This is a genomic window from Halorubellus litoreus (assembly GCF_037081675.1).
Classification (GTDB): domain Archaea; phylum Halobacteriota; class Halobacteria; order Halobacteriales; family Natrialbaceae; genus Halorubellus; species Halorubellus litoreus.
Genome location: NZ_JAZAQL010000004.1, coordinates 163,705 through 178,840 on the forward strand (window position 1 = coordinate 163,705; position 15,136 = coordinate 178,840).

General features: G+C 62.8%; 13 protein-coding genes. 7 read left to right on the plus strand and 6 right to left on the minus strand.

Features of this window, described 5'->3' with window-relative positions:
* The first annotated feature begins 304 nt into the window (after positions 1-304).
* Positions 305-3,022 (plus strand): hypothetical protein, encoded by a 2,718-nt coding sequence (locus VYJ16_RS18455; RefSeq protein WP_336351795.1) that lies wholly within the window; start codon positions 305-307, stop codon positions 3,020-3,022.
* 69 nt (positions 3,023-3,091) lie between these two features.
* On the opposite strand, the gene VYJ16_RS18460 is transcribed toward VYJ16_RS18455, so the two are convergent.
* The gene (locus VYJ16_RS18460; RefSeq protein WP_336351796.1) at positions 3,092-4,486 is read right to left on the minus strand and encodes a HEAT repeat domain-containing protein; all 1,395 of its coding nucleotides are present in this window, start codon (positions 4,484-4,486) and stop codon (positions 3,092-3,094) included.
* Positions 4,487-4,549: 63 nt separating this feature from the next.
* Here VYJ16_RS18460 and VYJ16_RS18465 point away from each other — a divergent pair, with 63 nt between their 5' ends.
* The gene (locus VYJ16_RS18465) at positions 4,550-4,981 is read left to right on the plus strand and encodes a hypothetical protein (RefSeq protein WP_336351797.1); all 432 of its coding nucleotides are present in this window, start codon (positions 4,550-4,552) and stop codon (positions 4,979-4,981) included.
* Positions 4,982-5,345: 364 nt separating this feature from the next.
* Here the strand turns inward: VYJ16_RS18465 and VYJ16_RS18470 are convergent, their stop codons facing one another.
* Complete coding sequence (locus VYJ16_RS18470) at positions 5,346-5,540, minus strand: hypothetical protein (protein WP_336351798.1); 195 nt, start codon at positions 5,538-5,540, stop codon at positions 5,346-5,348.
* Positions 5,541-5,843: 303 nt separating this feature from the next.
* Between VYJ16_RS18470 and VYJ16_RS18475 the strand changes: the two genes are divergently transcribed.
* Positions 5,844-6,284, plus strand: a complete 441-nt coding sequence (locus VYJ16_RS18475; protein WP_336351799.1) for a hypothetical protein — start codon at positions 5,844-5,846, stop codon at positions 6,282-6,284.
* 97 nt (positions 6,285-6,381) lie between these two features.
* Positions 6,382-6,819: a DUF1810 domain-containing protein gene (locus VYJ16_RS18480; protein WP_336351800.1), complete on the plus strand. Its 438-nt coding sequence runs from the start codon at positions 6,382-6,384 to the stop codon at positions 6,817-6,819.
* A 220-nt stretch (positions 6,820-7,039) separates the two neighbouring features.
* Here the strand turns inward: VYJ16_RS18480 and VYJ16_RS18485 are convergent, their stop codons facing one another.
* Positions 7,040-7,606 carry a hypothetical protein gene (locus VYJ16_RS18485; RefSeq protein ID WP_336351801.1) on the minus strand — a complete coding sequence of 189 codons (567 nt, stop codon included), beginning with the start codon at positions 7,604-7,606 and terminating at the stop codon, positions 7,040-7,042.
* A 221-nt stretch (positions 7,607-7,827) separates the two neighbouring features.
* Between VYJ16_RS18485 and VYJ16_RS18490 the strand changes: the two genes are divergently transcribed.
* A complete protein-coding gene (locus VYJ16_RS18490) occupies positions 7,828-8,442 on the plus strand; it encodes a hypothetical protein (RefSeq protein ID WP_336351802.1) in 615 nt (204 codons plus the stop codon).
* A gap of 314 nt (positions 8,443-8,756) precedes the next feature.
* On the plus strand, positions 8,757-9,263 hold the full coding sequence (locus tag VYJ16_RS18495) for a hypothetical protein (protein WP_336351803.1): 507 nt from the start codon (positions 8,757-8,759) through the stop codon (positions 9,261-9,263).
* Between the two features lie 239 nt (positions 9,264-9,502).
* Here VYJ16_RS18495 and VYJ16_RS18500 read toward each other — a convergent pair whose 3' ends face one another.
* Positions 9,503-10,558, minus strand: a complete 1,056-nt coding sequence (locus VYJ16_RS18500) for an alpha/beta hydrolase (RefSeq protein ID WP_336351804.1) — start codon at positions 10,556-10,558, stop codon at positions 9,503-9,505.
* Positions 10,559-11,905: 1,347 nt separating this feature from the next.
* On the opposite strand from VYJ16_RS18500, the gene VYJ16_RS18505 reads away from it, so the two are divergent.
* Positions 11,906-13,285: a Cdc6/Cdc18 family protein gene (locus tag VYJ16_RS18505; protein WP_336351805.1), complete on the plus strand. Its 1,380-nt coding sequence runs from the start codon at positions 11,906-11,908 to the stop codon at positions 13,283-13,285.
* A 141-nt stretch (positions 13,286-13,426) separates the two neighbouring features.
* On the opposite strand, the gene VYJ16_RS18510 is transcribed toward VYJ16_RS18505, so the two are convergent.
* A complete protein-coding gene (locus VYJ16_RS18510; protein WP_336351806.1) occupies positions 13,427-14,662 on the minus strand; it encodes an RNA-guided endonuclease InsQ/TnpB family protein in 1,236 nt (411 codons plus the stop codon).
* Entirely contained in the window at positions 14,659-15,048 is a 390-nt protein-coding gene (tnpA, locus tag VYJ16_RS18515) for an IS200/IS605 family transposase (RefSeq protein WP_336351807.1), read from the minus strand. The genes VYJ16_RS18510 and tnpA overlap by 4 nt, the downstream gene beginning before the upstream one ends.
* Positions 15,049-15,136: the final 88 nt, after the last annotated feature.

Consider the following 15,136-nt stretch of genomic DNA (forward strand, 5'->3'; position numbering starts at 1 on the left):
CGCCAGAACAGACGAAACGTACTCTCCTCACCCCATCCACAACCGAAGCAACACGCTGAGTCCCTACAGTGAGCGTTTCGACGAGAGTCACGCGACGGCTGCAAGCGTAGTCAGGACCTGACCGATCCGAGAACTACAACATTCGTGTCCATACACACAGTCCTTTGCACCCACAGCACAGATAGAACTGTAGATACGTGGACCACTCAGGCGTGCCCCCGTTCCGCCCTCGAACACTGACCCCACGAGCACATCCTCTCGCTGTACCCTCGGTCACTGTGCACTCCGGGGAGGAGAGCGAGCGATGACCGACGAGAGCCGCTCACTGCCCGACGTCGACGCCGTCGTCGACGTACTCACCACGGCACTCCCCACGGACCCCACTCCATCGGAGGTTCGTACACACCGGCGCGCGTGCAAGGACGCACGACGCTTGCTCGACGCGGACCCGACGCTCGCCCGCTCACTTGCGGTTCCACTCGCCACGACCCTCAGGGACGATCTCGTCCACCGAGACGTCGCGGGGGCGTCGGCGATGTTCGGTATCGGCCTCTACGCCCGCGAAGCAGCGACGGCAGCGGCGAGAGCACTGGAGGCGATTCCGGTCTGGCGACTCGTCGACACCGACGCTCTGGAACCGTTCGTCGCAGCAATCGCCACGGTCGCTGCAGCCACGGGGCAGGACCGCGGGCGTGTCGCTGCCGCCACGGCACTCGAACGCGCGAGCGTCTACGCGCCCACCGCTGTCGCCACCGTGCTCGACGACACCGGCCTCGGCGACGACCTCATCGACGCTGTCACCCCGCTTCCCGACCCGACCGCACTCGACTCAACGACCGCCCGCCTAATCGTCGCACTCGTCCACACCGACCGTACAGCAGCCCTCCCCGATATTGGGGCTCTCATCGAATCCGGATACGACGAGTCAGACGACCGCGACGACCCAGCGGTCACCACACGACTCGACCCAGCGGTCGCCACACGACTCGCGGTGCTCGACGCGACGACGTCCACGGCCCGTCCCCGAGAGTCCAACGCGAGCGACGAGGTCGACGGACCGATCGCCCGTCTCCGCGAGCTCGCACCAGGACTGAGCGAGGACGCTGGCGCGCTCGACAGCGATGCTGGAACCGCGGACGCCCCCGTCGACCCGAAGCAGACCGATGCCTCCGTCGACGATGCATCCGCCGATGACGCGCTTTCGGACGACACGCAGACCGGTGACGCTCTTTCGGACGACACGCAGACCGGTGACGACGACGCACCGTCTGTCACGCCGCCACATCGACCGGGGTCACTCATCAACGACGACGACGACGACACACCGCGAACCGCCACCTCGGAAGACGACGAATCCGAGAAGGGGACGATATCGTTCTTCGACGAGGAGGAACCGACCGACGCCGGGGACGCATCTGACTCGCGTCTCGACGTCGAGACGGTCGTTGAACCGCTCGCGCTCGTCGTCGCGAGCGACCGAGCGTCGACGGCCACCCGCTCGGACGCGTTCGACGCGCTCCTCGCAGCCACCGACGAGACAACACGGGGTGCCTTCCACGAACTGGGCGTCCTCACCGCTCTGGACGCTCTCTCGCCGCCTGCTCGGAACCGGCTCCGCGAGACCGTCGTCGAACACCTTGAAGCCGCGCACTTCTTCGGTGCGCGCGCAACCCGCGGCCGACGCGTCGCGTTCATGGAGCACCACGACGTCCGCCCCGCAGCCCTCGCCGCCCCAGACGAACGGGCACCGGTCACGCCGCTCGTTCTCGAGACGGACCTCCTGACGACCGGCGAATACGAGCGCGTCGCCGAGACGCTCATCGATGCGATCAGCCACGATTCGGTCTCGGTCGACGAGCGGCGAACCCTCGGTTGGCTACACGTCCACGGCAGCCTCCCCGAACCACTACTCGCGCGCTTGCGGTCGACGCTCACTGAGCGGCTCGACGGCGACGAGGACGACCGGGACTGGGCGCTCGAAACGGTCACCGGGCTCGCTGGCTACGGGATACTCGACACCGACACCGCCACAGACGTGCTCGACGCGACGATCGGCGTTGTCACGGCCACGCCCGTCGCAGACGTGCCGGGGAACGCCGGCCGCGCCGTCAGCGCCCTCCTCACCGCCAGCGAGCTGACGGACGCACACGTCACGCGACTCGTCGATCGGCTGCCGGACCTCCTGCAGGCCGACGCCGTTCCACCGGCGCGAACTGGCGCGCGCGTGCTCGCCGCCCTCGCCGCAACCGAGCGTCTCCCCAGTGACCTAGTCGCGGACGTCCTCGGCGTCACGGTTCAGCTCTGCACCGTCGACGTCGGGTTCGCCGAGCGCGTCTCCCTCAGGGTCGCCGCCGTCCACGCACTCCAGGGCCTCGCGACCAACTACCACATCCCCCGGGAGTACCGCGAACACGTCCTCGGCGCCCTCTCCATCGTCGCCCGCGGCGACGAACGGCGCGTCGACCAAAGCCGTCGCGCCGCACTCGAGAGCTACCGCGTGATCACCGACGAGATGCCCCTCCCCGAGTTCGACGCCGACATCGTCCTCCCCGTACTCGAGACGGCACTCGTCCAACTCCTCCCCGGCGAGCGCTTCGAGGAACCTTCCCGCGACGGCACCGGCCCCGGCCCCCAACACTCCCGGTTCACCACCCGCGCCGCCGAGACCCTCCGCGACGTGGTCGACACCGGCCTCATCGATGCCGAGCTGTTCGCTGGCGTCCTGTCTACCGAGGCCGCCGACGCGACGTGGCTCAAGAACTATCCGCCCGCCGTGGTGCGCATGAATCAGGCACCGCAGCTCGGTCGGTTCCTCGCACCCGACAACCCCGCGGTCCCACCGTTGCTCGCCGCCGTCGCCACCGCCACGACCCAGCACCCCGACGCGTTCACGGACGTCCGCCCGACCCTCGAGCGGTTCCTCGCACGCACCGACCCGAACCCGGAGACAACCGCGAGCGTCTTGGACGTCATCTCCCGACTTCCGGCACCCAACGCCACGGCCAGCACGATCCGGCGATGACCGACGCCGAGCAGCGACGGTTCGCACGGCAACGATTCGTCGATGGAGAAATGAGACGGTGAACGACCGTTAGAGAGCGTCGCGAGCGGCTGTTCGGACGGCTTCGGGGGTTCTCGGGTCGGTCTCGAGGTCGTGGAGGGTTCGCTCGACGGCGTCGGGGATGGTATCGTCGTGGAGGTAGCGGTTGTGGAGGGCGTGGATGCAGGCGACCCGAACGTCGACGTCCGTGACGGCCTCGAGTGCGTCGAGGAGGGCTTCGCCGGTGTCCTCGCGGTATCTGGAACCCGTGTTGGTGTCGCTCTTGAAGTGGCCACGTTGGACGACCGCTCGCTTGCGGACCTCGGTGGGGAGGTTGGACCGGTGGATTGTGTCGGTGAGTGCGCTGGCAACGGCGTCGCCCTGCCTGGGGAGGAGCTTGACGAGTGCGAGCTGTCCGGCAGCGGTCGTACTGCGGTCGAGGTAGGTCCGGAAGGTGCTCGCTGTGAGTTGGTCGTCGAGGCCGTATCGAACCTCGCGGCAGACGTCCTCGTGGGGTTCGTCAGCGAGGTGGTCCAGGAGGATGTCGTCGGTGCCGTCGAGGTCGCAGCCGCCAATGGCGGTGACGACCGCAGTGCGAACCGTCTCATCGTCGGTGTCGAGCGCGGTGGCGAGGGCCTCGAGCGCGTCAGGAGCGCTGATTCGGCCGAGGCTCAGCGCCGCGATCGGACGGAGCTCGCGGGGGCCAGCCGTAAGTGTGTCGCGGAGTGCTGGAACAGCGGCGACGGTTTCGTGGTGACCGAGGAGGGCGATAGCGCGACGGCGGTCCGACACTGACCCGGAGTCGAGGATGTCCAACCAGACTGCTGGGTCCTCGGCGTCGAGCCCCTCGGTTTCCTGATGATGGCTGTCGGTGGCGGTGACCCGCGTGGGGTCGAGGGCGATGGCGTGGACGGTGTAGCAGTCGCCGCGTTCGACACCGACCTTGTGACCGTTCCGGCAGACCGTATTCACTGCATTGCCGGGCGGCCCGCAGCATCCGGTTTCGGCGGTGTAGTCGTAGTCCGTCCCCACCACGTTTTCGGGGTTGAGGACTGGCCAGCCGGTGTCGTCGTCGGGGACGGCGTAGTCGGCGGTGTCGTTCGTGATCTGGAAGCCTTGCGGGACCATGTCGGGGTTGCCGGTCTGGTCGGAGAACTGGAAGTCGTCGGGGTCGGTCTGGAGGAGGGTGGTGTCGGTGAGGGTGACGACAGAGTGTGAGATCCGACCGTCACATTCCGCGCAACGATAGACGACCATGCCTTTGCGTGGTCTGTGAGGGAACGTAAGGAGTGGGGTGGTGTGGGTGGGGATATCGGGGTCCGTGAGTTGGACGTCGTTGTGGTATTGGAATAGTGGCCTTGTTGAAACCCTCAGTCGGTGACGGGTTTCAGTAGTCCTGCTGAATACAACACGCGAAGGAGCTATGAGAGATCTCCGCGTCAGCAATTGTCCGAAGTGGTAGAGACAGGCGAAGAATCTTCCAATGTCGAAGACAGACTGGTTCTATAAATGATTGAAGTTCAGCTCATCGATAATTTCGGGGGTTGGGGCTATATGTTCGCCCCGGACGATATCGAGATAGAAGTTGAGAGCGAGGGACGAAGGAAATCGCTCACGCTTTCTGGACAAGATCTCTTGCTAGTTTACGATCGGCTGTCTCAACAGAAGCAGGACGCTGTCGTCCTTGGGATGGGCCATACACTTGGAATCTCGTTTCCGGATTCCAGCAGGGTTCACATCCAATTCAGCGAGATAGAGATGACTGCCTCACGAGCTCAATTGAGTGATGAAATTGAGGCTCTCTTACAGTCGGTGTTCGAAGAGAACGATTCAGTCAGTACAGGCGCTGAGCGGACACAGGCGCTGTCTGATATGCAGGGGTGGCTCGATGCGAGGGATGCAACGTTAACAGTCGAAGAGCTGTACCAGACACTCTGTTAGCTGGTTTTAGATTCTAAACGGTGTTAGAGAGACACGACACTCCGTACTGAATCTCTCTCAGTTCAGACTATCCTCCCAAGGAATATCCGTTCAGTACGCAGTTCTAACTAACGGCTGTTTCAGCGGGGGAGATGTCGATGGAATAGGATTTCAACAGAGCCGGAATAGTTATCTGTTGGGCCGGTTGTGGTGGTATGTATCATTCTAAGTTTACTTGTTAATATTTTAGTCTGATACTTTGTAGTCGGTTCGTGGCATGTGGAAGTCGGTCGGTGAGATGGCGGGTTCCCCGGAAGATACCATATATTTCCTAGAAAAACCAAACACTATACATATAGAAGGGAGGAGCTGGAAGTGAGGGGAGCTATCTCGTGGACTTGGTGGTTCCGAAATAGTGATCGTCGAGTCGATATGCGATGTAGCTGACACCAACAGTCAGTGCGATCGTGATGGTCATCCCGAGGAGACTTGTCGGGTCTGGGGCGATTGCTCCTGCGCCGGCGGCCCCGATGAGGAGGCCGAGTACGATGATGGCTATCGTACGGAGGGTATCGAGCACGACCGACCATCACGCACACAGACACATAATTTTCCTGTTGGGACAACAATCAGCATGATGACTTGAACTCGGCGCGTGCTGGTCGATCCCCCAGCCACCCCCACAAAATGACCTCGATCCCCCAACAACCTGTCGTGGTCTCTGGTAGCAACCAGCGGGCCCCATCTGAACGAACCGCCTTACGATTCCTGAGGTAGATCGCTGCACTGAAATCGGAGGCCTCGTCGTCGTGGAGGTCGGTGAGTGGATGTCGCCCGTAGGCCTATACGTTAGTAGTACGTACTAACGTGTGTGGCGAACTCGTTGAAGCACTCCGCCGATGGCCTCGCGCTCCAGATCACGAAGGCGGCCCGCGCCGCCGACCTCGTCGAGGAACGCGACACACCCGACGGGAAGACGCCGACCTACAGGGCCGAGACGCGAGTGCATGCGTTCGCTGGCCTCCTACTGGTCGTCGACACCGAGCGGGTTCCGGACGATGAGGAAGCAGAACTGGTCGCGGCGACGGCTCGCGATACGCAGACTGCGTACCAATCGATGACCGCGAAAGTGCAGATTGCGGGCAACGGCTACCAGCTTCAACTCCCGCCGGCCGCTGACGCAGGGCTCCGCAAAGGTGACAGACCCGCACTCAGAATCGCCCCAGGCGTCCTCGTCATCGCCAACGACGACATCGACGGCAGAGTCCGACCCACGCGAGTCGCCGAAGACCTGGTCACGATACGGCGCGACCAAGCGGACTGAGCGATACCGATAGCCGGCAGGGCACTCCGAACGCCAACGTTTGTAGTCCCATTGGAGTACTTATTGGTTCCTGGCGACCGTATAGATTGAAAGAGCAATGACGGGTGACGCTGACCCCGACGACCTGGAACGGTTCGTCTCGGCACAGGAGCAGGTTATCGGTAGCGTGAAGCGGGAGCTCCGGGGCGGACGGAAGCGCTCGCACTGGATGTGGTTCGTGTTCCCCCAGATCGCTGGGTTGGGACGCAGTGAGATGGCCCAACGGTACGCCATCGATTCGCTCGAGGAGGCGAAGGCATATCTCGCGCATCCAGTCTTGGGACCGCGGCTCCGTGACTGCACGGAGCTCGTGCTGGATATCGAAGACAAGACGGCGAACGAGGTATTCGGGTCGCCAGACGACCTGAAGTTCCGGTCGTCGATGACGTTGTTCGAGATCGCTGCGGATGACGGCGCGCTCTTCGCCGACGCATTGGAGAAGTACTACGACGGTGACCGGGACGCCAAGACACTCGAGCTGGTGGACGACAACTGAGAGCACGGGAATCGGGGAGCGAACCTCGGAACCCCGAGCGAGGGTCGCACAGTACCGGACGCGCGTAGGTTTTGGGTTCTAATCGGTGGAGAGTTTCGCCAGAAGAGACGGCGGTTGCGACCTGCCTATCGAGGGTGCTGAGGCGGTCCGTGGGAACCAGTGCAAGACGAAAACTGGACCAGCTGGGACGAGTTCCCGTTGCGAGTTCGGCCCTCGTTCGTTATGGCGGTTCGTCGAGGGTGACGGTCTCGATGCCGTCGTCCATATCGGTGGGGCCGCCTGTCACGTACTGGACGTCGCGACGTCCCCAGAGTGGGTCGGTGTCACGTCGTGTGGGGACGTCGGCTGGCGGTGCAGCGATGATCGTCCTCGGTACCGAGATGGTCTTGCCCGGTTCCCAGTCGTATGCGAGTTCGCCGGCGATTCCGATCCTGGCTGGCGTCCCATGCGGGGACTCTTCGGGCATCGTGATGCTGAACGCTGCCTCGTGCGTTCCCTCTGGAAGGGGGTCGGTGATGTTCCAGAAGGCGAGTGCTGGCCCGGATTCGGGGCGGATGACGTCGCTCGTGGCGCCGACAGCGTTCCCGTCAACGCGAAGCGTGCCGTCGAGCGCCGTCAGTCCGGGGTGCAGAGCTGGCCGTTCAGTGTCGGGGGCTGCAGCGGATGCGTCCCGCGAAGGGAGTGAGACGGCGGGACACCACTGCAAGAGGTGAGTGTCCGCTGGAACACGGGTCGTCGTTCCCGCCGACACAATGTATGCTACCGCAACCGGGACGACATCGTCCATACCACTCGCTCGGGCGCTCTCGGCATGAACGTGTTGCACGTTCGGGCTGCAGGTGGTTGCTGTCGATAGAACACCCGAGCGTTCTTCCGCAGTCCGGTGTTCGGTGTCGTATGGTCGGCGACTGGAGTCCGACGTTCGATGGCATCAACGGAGCGCAGTCGTTCCTGGACGTCGACCGGGAAGCGTCCACTGCCGAGATAGAACAGGCGTTCCACCGAGCATTGGAGGAGTCCGACAGAGCGACCGCGATCGAGGCCCGTGAACTCGTTCTCGCAGACTCACGCTACGTCGGGCAGGCTGTGGCGAGAATACTCTGCGAGCGGCTTCACCCCGACGACGTGACTTCCGTGCTGGACGCACAATCACTGCTCGGCGGCACGGCACCACCAGCGGACGGTGCAGCTGGCTATCATAGCGGTGTCGCGCGAACCGCAGACCAGACCGTCGCTCGCCTCGAGGAACTCCGTGACTCAAATCCCGACGTGACGAGCGAGAGCATCCAGACCGTTCGCGTGGCGCAGTACGCGCTCCGGTATCGCGACGTCGAAGCCGGCCGGAAGTACGTTCTCGGCAGTGATGCGAATGCGGAGGACGAATCGGGGTGGCGGGGACCGCTCTCCCCGAGTTGGAAGTACAGCGTGAACACAGGCGATGGCACGGAGTTCTACGTCCACGGCGACCGACAGATCGAACTTCATCAGGAAGAGGATGGAGCCCCGTACTCGACGCGGTTCCTCCACGACGGAGAACTCGTCGAGGAAGCGAGGTTCCATCGGTACGGCGAAGCAAACCGGATGGTGAAACGCTGGGTGACCGACCCTCCGGAAATCGAATAGGCACCTCCTGCAAAGAAGCATAGGGCATCACTGTAGGCTGGGTTTCCGACTGTTTCGCGAGTCAGTGAGGAAAGCGCGCTCGGGTCGTCAGGTGCGTTTATTGAGTTCGTCGGTGAGCGCTTGGAGTTCGTCGCGTTCGTCGATGGCGGTGAGTCAGCGTTCGGGGAGGGCGCTGGCGCCGAAGTTGGCGCGGCGACGGCGCGAGCGATAGCGCCGCTGGTGTCGGTGTCGCCAGCGCGACCACTGTGGTAGCGATAGTCAGTGCTGTACGTTCGCACCACAGAGTTATTATCACCAAATGGGAATGAAGCCGTATGGATCGTCGTGCCCTCCTCCCCGGTGGCGTTGCCATCGCCGGGACGCTCGCTATCGTGATCGGGGTTCACACGGAATTACTGACCATGCGGCCGGGTACCGCCGGGACCATTGAGACTGGATGGGGCGGGAGTCTCAACCACGAGGAAGAACTCCTCGCGGGGTTGAGTGTCGTGGCCACCAGCAGTGCATTCGCCGCGATTCGCTGGCGGCGGGCGGCTCTCCTCGCGCAGGCGGTCGGCGGTGTCGTCCTGTTCTATGCACTCAGAGCGGTCGTGGGGTACTCGTTCGATCCGACACTGGGTATCTACACGGGCCTCCCCGTGCTCGACGGGACCAACGGTCGGGTCATCTTCGGGGCCGAACCGTACCTGCTGGTCCTCGGCGGTCTCCTCTTGATTGTCGCGGGTGTACTCGGGTTCCGCGGCTGGCCCCGTGCTGGAGACCCAGATACGGTCGCGGAGAACACAAGGGACCACAGCCTCTCGGAGTCGGCAGAGACGTAGGCTGCCGCCGAATCCGAGGGAAGCAACGCTAGCGAAGACATCGAAACACAGATTCTGGAGATGTGAGAGGAAAACTAAGGGGTGACCTATTGCAATCGCTCCGCGCATCTGAGGGCAGCGGCGTCAACTGGGTCGTGTTCGTACGCTACGATCACGACACCGGCGCCGTCGGCGTAGACAGATGAAGCCCTCTCGAAGGGGTCACGTGAGTTGATGGTGGTTCGTGGGTCAGGGCGGAGTCAGTCTACGAGGAACTCGAGGAGTATCGACTGGAAGCGTTCGGGACGTTCGATGTGTGGGGAGTGGCCGACGGCTTCGAAGCGTTCCTCGTGGTAGGTGCCGCCGGCGTCCGCGTAGGCGTCGAGGACGTCGCGGGTCTGTGCGGTCATCGGTTGTGGTGGGTACGCGTCGTCGCCGGGCCAGTCGGGGAGTTGGCCGGCTTGGCCGAGGAAGCCGGCGTCGAAGAACGACGTGTCGGAGACGATCTGGTCGCTGTCGCCGTGCACCCAGAGGATCGGTGGCTTCTGGTCGATGTCGACGAGGTCGGTGGTGTCGAAGTACTTCGGTGAGACGGCGTTGAGGACGCCGTGGTCGCCGGGTGCGACGCCGGGCCAGTTGTCGGACGGTTCGGCGTCACCGGGGTAGTTGTCGTCGCCGACGGCGGTGGCGCACATCGCCTGGACGTAGGCGTCGGCGGTGGCGGGGTCGAACTCGTGGTCCGGGCCGACGTAGAACGATTCCATGACGGTGCGTGGCGACGCGTCGGCGGTGGCGGTGGTGTCGCCGACGGCGAGCTGGTCGACGAACTCGTCGTTCGCGAGACCGCCGCCGGTGCCGGCGTAGTCGGGTTGACACGGGCTCCCGTCGCGGGTGGTGCCGCCGAATCCGTACGGGGACATCGTGCTCTCGAGGCAGACGGCGGTGAGGCGTTCGGGATGGTCGATGGCGTACTGCATGGCGACGCCGCCGCCGATTGACCAGCCGACGAGCGCGATGTCGTCGAGGTCGAGGGCGTCGAAGAGCGCGTGGAGGTCGTCGCTGAAGTCGCGGACGCCGCGGGTGGCGTCGACGGGTTTGGTCTCGGAGTCGCCGTACCCGCGAAGGTCGGGGGCGATCACGCGGTAGGTGTCCGGGAGGTCCGTCATGAGCTCGGCGAAGAATCGCGACGAGGAGACGTTCCCGTGGACGAGGACCAGCGGGGTTCCGTCGGGGTCACCGGCGGTGAGGACCGCCGTGTCGAGGCGGCCTGTCGATACGCGGTCGGCTGTCACGCCAGCTGGGAGGTCAACGTCCATGGGGCTTGATACGGCTGACGGCCTCATCAAGTTACACGTTACCGAGACGCAAGTTCGGGGGTTGGTGCTTGAGAACGGCGTCTGGTTGGGGCGAGGATGGTAGGCGGCGCGGTGGTCGGGCGTGGGTGGATGCCAGCCCGACACCGGATTTCAAATGAATTTGTGCGACGGTGTGCCAAGTTGCTCGTGAGTGACCAGCGGGAAGTTCTGAGACCGTGGTCGAAAGGTCGGTGGGAATCGCTTGGACTGTGTCGGAGGTGACGCTCGAAGTGTGTCGGTGTCGAGGGATTCGGTGGTCGTGTTCTGGACACCCCCACACCGGATTTCAAATGAAATCGGCGTACTGTGTGGCGGTTCTGAGAGGCGGAATCCCCCAGTGATTACCGCCGATATAGCGAGCACGGGCGGTTGGACAGTCGTTTGTCGGGATTAATGGGTCTCGTGGGTAGGCGGGAGTGCTATGGTCGGTTCGAGTGAGTTGTGTGGGCGTTCGAAGCTGGGTGTGGAAGGGGTGTATTTGAACTCGACCGTCTGGGATTCTAGATCGTTCGGACTTGGTCGCTGTGTGGTCTGTACCTTCCCTTTCTTCTTCTTCTTCTTGCCTAGAACCCTAGTTATATAATAACGCGAGTATGGAACCGGGTTCCAGTTGAAGCTAATCGTCAGAAACCAGCAGCTAGATGAGCTATACCGCTGGAATCCCGTTGTAGAAGACGAGCGAAAGCGACCCCCAGCCCGACCCCCTCCCCTTCCATTAGAACCGATTTCATTTGAAATCCGGTGTGGGGGTGTAGTGAGTCATGCCACTCTCCCCCGGCAGTCTGGTGCCACCCGAGATAGCAAGCGTGTCATCGAGTCGCCGTCAGGCCAGCAGGGTGTCGTCACTGGAACGTGCTCGGTCTCGGTCTCGAACTTGGGCAGCCACTGTGTCGTGGTGGAGTGGCGTCTGTGTCGCGGTGGATTTCATTCGAAATCCGGTGTCCGTGACGCTGCGGTCTCGAGAACCAGCCGGGAATTCATTTGAAAGACGGTGTCGGATTCGAGACGGGCCTTTCTCATCCATGCAGCCGATACGGAGCCATTCGACACTGCGTGACAGGCTCCCAGTCCCGGTCCACTCGGCCCCACAACTCCGTTCCGCACGACAGAAATTCATCTGAAATCCGGTGTCAGACGCACGCCCCAACCACTCAGCATACACGGGGAATCATTCGAAACACGCCCCCATCCGCACCACACCCCCTAGGCGACCCTCACACGAGCCTCGAACCCGCGAACAAGGCCTCTACCGGAAGAATAGACGTTCGACGGAAAGAACTAAGGGCATTTCATTTGAAAGGTGGTGGTATGTCTACCGACGGTGACACGCTCGGGGATTTCGCCACCGCCCACGGCGCCGTCGCCCACTCGCGCGCCACCAGCCCACCCCGAGACGACCCTCTCTCAGTCCTCGACGAACCAGACCCCATCTTCACCGACGAAAGCCTCCTCGACCCCAACGTCGTCCCCGACGAAGAGAAGATCGTCGGCCGCAACGAACAGATCGAGACCGTCGCACACCGCCTCAAACCCGCCATCAACGGCGCCTCCGGCAAAGGAACACTCATCCTCGGCAAATCCGGGTCCGGCAAGACACTCGTCACGAAGTACGTCGGTCGGGAAGTCGTTCAACGCGGCCACGACGCCGACGTCGACATCGGTCTCGTCGTCATCGACTGCGCGCAACGCCGCAGCGAAACACAGACCGTCATCCGACTCGCCTCCCAACTCAACGACCCCACCAAGACCAACGTCACCATCCCCCACTCCGGCATCTCCACCGGCGCCTACTACGACCGCCTCTGGACCATCATCAACCAACTCTACGACGCCATCATCATCGTCCTCGACGAGATCGACCGCCTCGCCCCCAACGAAGCCCTCCAGAGCAACGTCACACCCGAGGAAGCCGACGACTCCAAACTCCTCATGCAGCTCTCCCGAGCCGGCGAAGAAGACGACATCGACGCCGGCCTCACCGTCATCGGCATCAGCAACGACCTCAAGTACGGCGACCGCCTCGACACCCGCGTCACCTCCAGCTTCGCCCCCGACGACCTCGTCTTCGACGCTTACGACGCCAACCAACTCCGCGACATCCTCAACCGTCGCGCCGACGCCTTCCGCGACGGCGTCCTCAGCGACGACGTCCTCCCGCTGTGTGCCGCATTCGCCGCCCAGGAACACGGCGACGCCCGTCGCGCCATCGACCTCCTCCGACTCGCCGGCGAGGTCGCGCGCGACGAAGGCACCGAGCAGGTCACCGAAGACCACGTCCGCGCCGCCAACGACGACGCCGAAGTCACTCGACTCCGCGACCTCATCCGCGGGTGCCCCACGCAAGCGAAGATCGCGATGGCCGCACTCGCAGCGATGGAGCACTTCACCGACCGCTCGTACTTCAAAGCCACCGAGATGTACCGCGTCTACCGCGCGTTCGCCGACGCGATCAGCGCCGACGCGCTCGGCCAGAAACGCATCACGGACCAACTCCGCGAATACGAAACCCTCAAAATCGTCGATATGAACCGGACGAGCGACGGCTACCGCGAAGGCACCCACCTCGAACTCTCACTCCTCGACGACCCCAGCCTCATCCTGCAATCCGTCGGCCTCGACGACCGCCTCAGCGACATCCCCATCAACGACGCCATGCAACACCGCATCCAACGCGCCATCGAATCCTGACAGCCAACGCGAACCACTGCACGGACTGATAGAACCGGAGCGAGACCACCCGCCACGAACCGATTGACCTCCTCCCGCGCCTGAAGACGCGGGAATCCCGCCACGGGATTTCAGGCCGAGCGTCTGCTCGGCCCTGTGGTTTCAAGACGCATATGGTCCAAGCGTCTCTTGCGTGGTAGCATCGGCTTGGCTGTCTTGTGGCGCGGCCAAACACGCCCCATCCTCAGCCGAGTCATCGTCGTTCTCGTGTTCTCTGGAACAACTCTCTCCACTGAGGTAGCGGTCTGCGATGTTCACCGCTCCGTTCACGTCCGCTTGATACTCGCCCATCCAGCATGCGTCGTTCGTACACGTGAACGTCGCCTGCTTCGGACGATACCCCACCTCACCGCACGCGTGGCACTCCTTCGACGTGTTGCGCGGATTCACCGTTTCGACGGGGATACCCTTCTCAACGGCTTTGTAGCGTATCTGCGCGTGGAGTTTGGCGAACCCCCATCCGTGGAGACGCCGGTTCATATACTCGCCGTAGTCCATCGACTCCCGTATGTACGTCAGGTCCTCCAGAACGAGGACGGGGTCCTCGACGGACTCGGCGTACTCCACGACTTCGCGGGTGACGCGGTGGAACACCTCGTCTATCCGCTTCCACAGGTCGTCGCCAAACGATTCAGAGATACGCTCACTTCCGCGCGTCTGGAGTCGTCTCGTGGCGGTGAAGTAGGTCTTGCGGAGCCGACGAACAGTCTTGCCCTCGTCGGCCCACAGTTCGGGATCGGTCGGAGAACCGTGCCCGTCGCGGTGACACACCGTGACGAGCGACGCTTCCCCGATATCCACTCCGATGGGCGTCCGTTCTTCGGCGGACACCTCGGAACCATCCTCAACGTCGCGGGTAGCGGTGACGTGGAGATACCACGTCCCGTCTCGCTCGAACAGCCGACCCTCGCCCATCGTGGCATCTCCCGCGTTCAACGCTTCCAACCAGTCACGCTGGTCGGGATTCGGTTGTGCTGGCAGCCAGAGGTGGTAGTCCTCATGGTGCGGAATCTTGACGTACCACTCGATTGCGTTCTCGGGCTTGTGGTCAAACCGTAGCCCCTCGTTCGTGAAGCGAACAGGGTGGTCGTCGTGAAGGTCGCCCGCGTTGTACGTCGTCGTGAGTTGCGGGACGTACTTCTTGAGCGCGTTCTTCGCATATCCACTCAGATCGTAGTTGACCACTATATCGTTCGCTTCGGTCTGTGTGGTACATCCGGCGTCGAAGGCGTGGTGAAGGGCCTGTTGGTACACTTCTCGTGTCTCGCAGAGTTTTCTCCGCTTGTTCGCGTTCGGCTCTACCAGTTTCAGTTCCAGCGTCTTCGTGAGTTCGGTCACGAATCGCCCTCCTTGTGTTGCTGGATATAGTTCTCGACAGTTTCACTAGATACGTTGCCCGCCGTTCCTGCATAGTAGCCTCGCCCCCATCGAATCTTCTCGCCGTCGTGGTCGGCGTATCTGTGGTTGTACTTCCGCGAGGAGATACCCTTGAACCAGTTGGCGAGAAGCGACGGCGCGTGCTTCGGTGGGCTACTGACGAACAGGTGGATGTGGTCGGGTTGTACGGTCAGGTCGAGTATCTCGAGGCCCTTGTCGTCGGCTATTTCGTAGAGGATGGTTCGCACACGGTCTGCGACTTCGTTGACGAGTACCGAGTTGCGGTACTTCGGCAACCACACTATGTGGTAGTTGAGGTTATATATCGCGTGCCGTGTGGTCTTCATCCGTATTGCACACTATAGGTCAAGTTGTGATAATACTGACGGTGAATCGGTTGGAAATCCAGCCGTCGCGTCGTCGCTGAGGGGTACG

Bases quoted from the DNA above. Each gene is read 5' to 3' on its own strand.
- VYJ16_RS18455 (WP_336351795.1), top strand. From the start codon at position 305: ATGACCGACGAGAGCCGCTCACTGCCCGACGTCGACGCCGTCGTCGAC.
- VYJ16_RS18465 (WP_336351797.1), top strand. From the start codon at position 4,550: ATGATTGAAGTTCAGCTCATCGATAATTTCGGGGGTTGGGGCTATATG.
- VYJ16_RS18480 (WP_336351800.1), top strand. From the start codon at position 6,382: ATGACGGGTGACGCTGACCCCGACGACCTGGAACGGTTCGTCTCGGCA.
- VYJ16_RS18485 (WP_336351801.1), bottom strand. From the start codon at position 7,606: ATGGACGATGTCGTCCCGGTTGCGGTAGCATACATTGTGTCGGCGGGA.
- VYJ16_RS18495 (WP_336351803.1), top strand. From the start codon at position 8,757: ATGGATCGTCGTGCCCTCCTCCCCGGTGGCGTTGCCATCGCCGGGACG.
- VYJ16_RS18500 (WP_336351804.1), bottom strand. From the start codon at position 10,558: ATGGACGTTGACCTCCCAGCTGGCGTGACAGCCGACCGCGTATCGACA.
- VYJ16_RS18505 (WP_336351805.1), top strand. From the start codon at position 11,906: ATGTCTACCGACGGTGACACGCTCGGGGATTTCGCCACCGCCCACGGC.
- tnpA (WP_336351807.1), bottom strand. From the start codon at position 15,048: ATGAAGACCACACGGCACGCGATATATAACCTCAACTACCACATAGTG.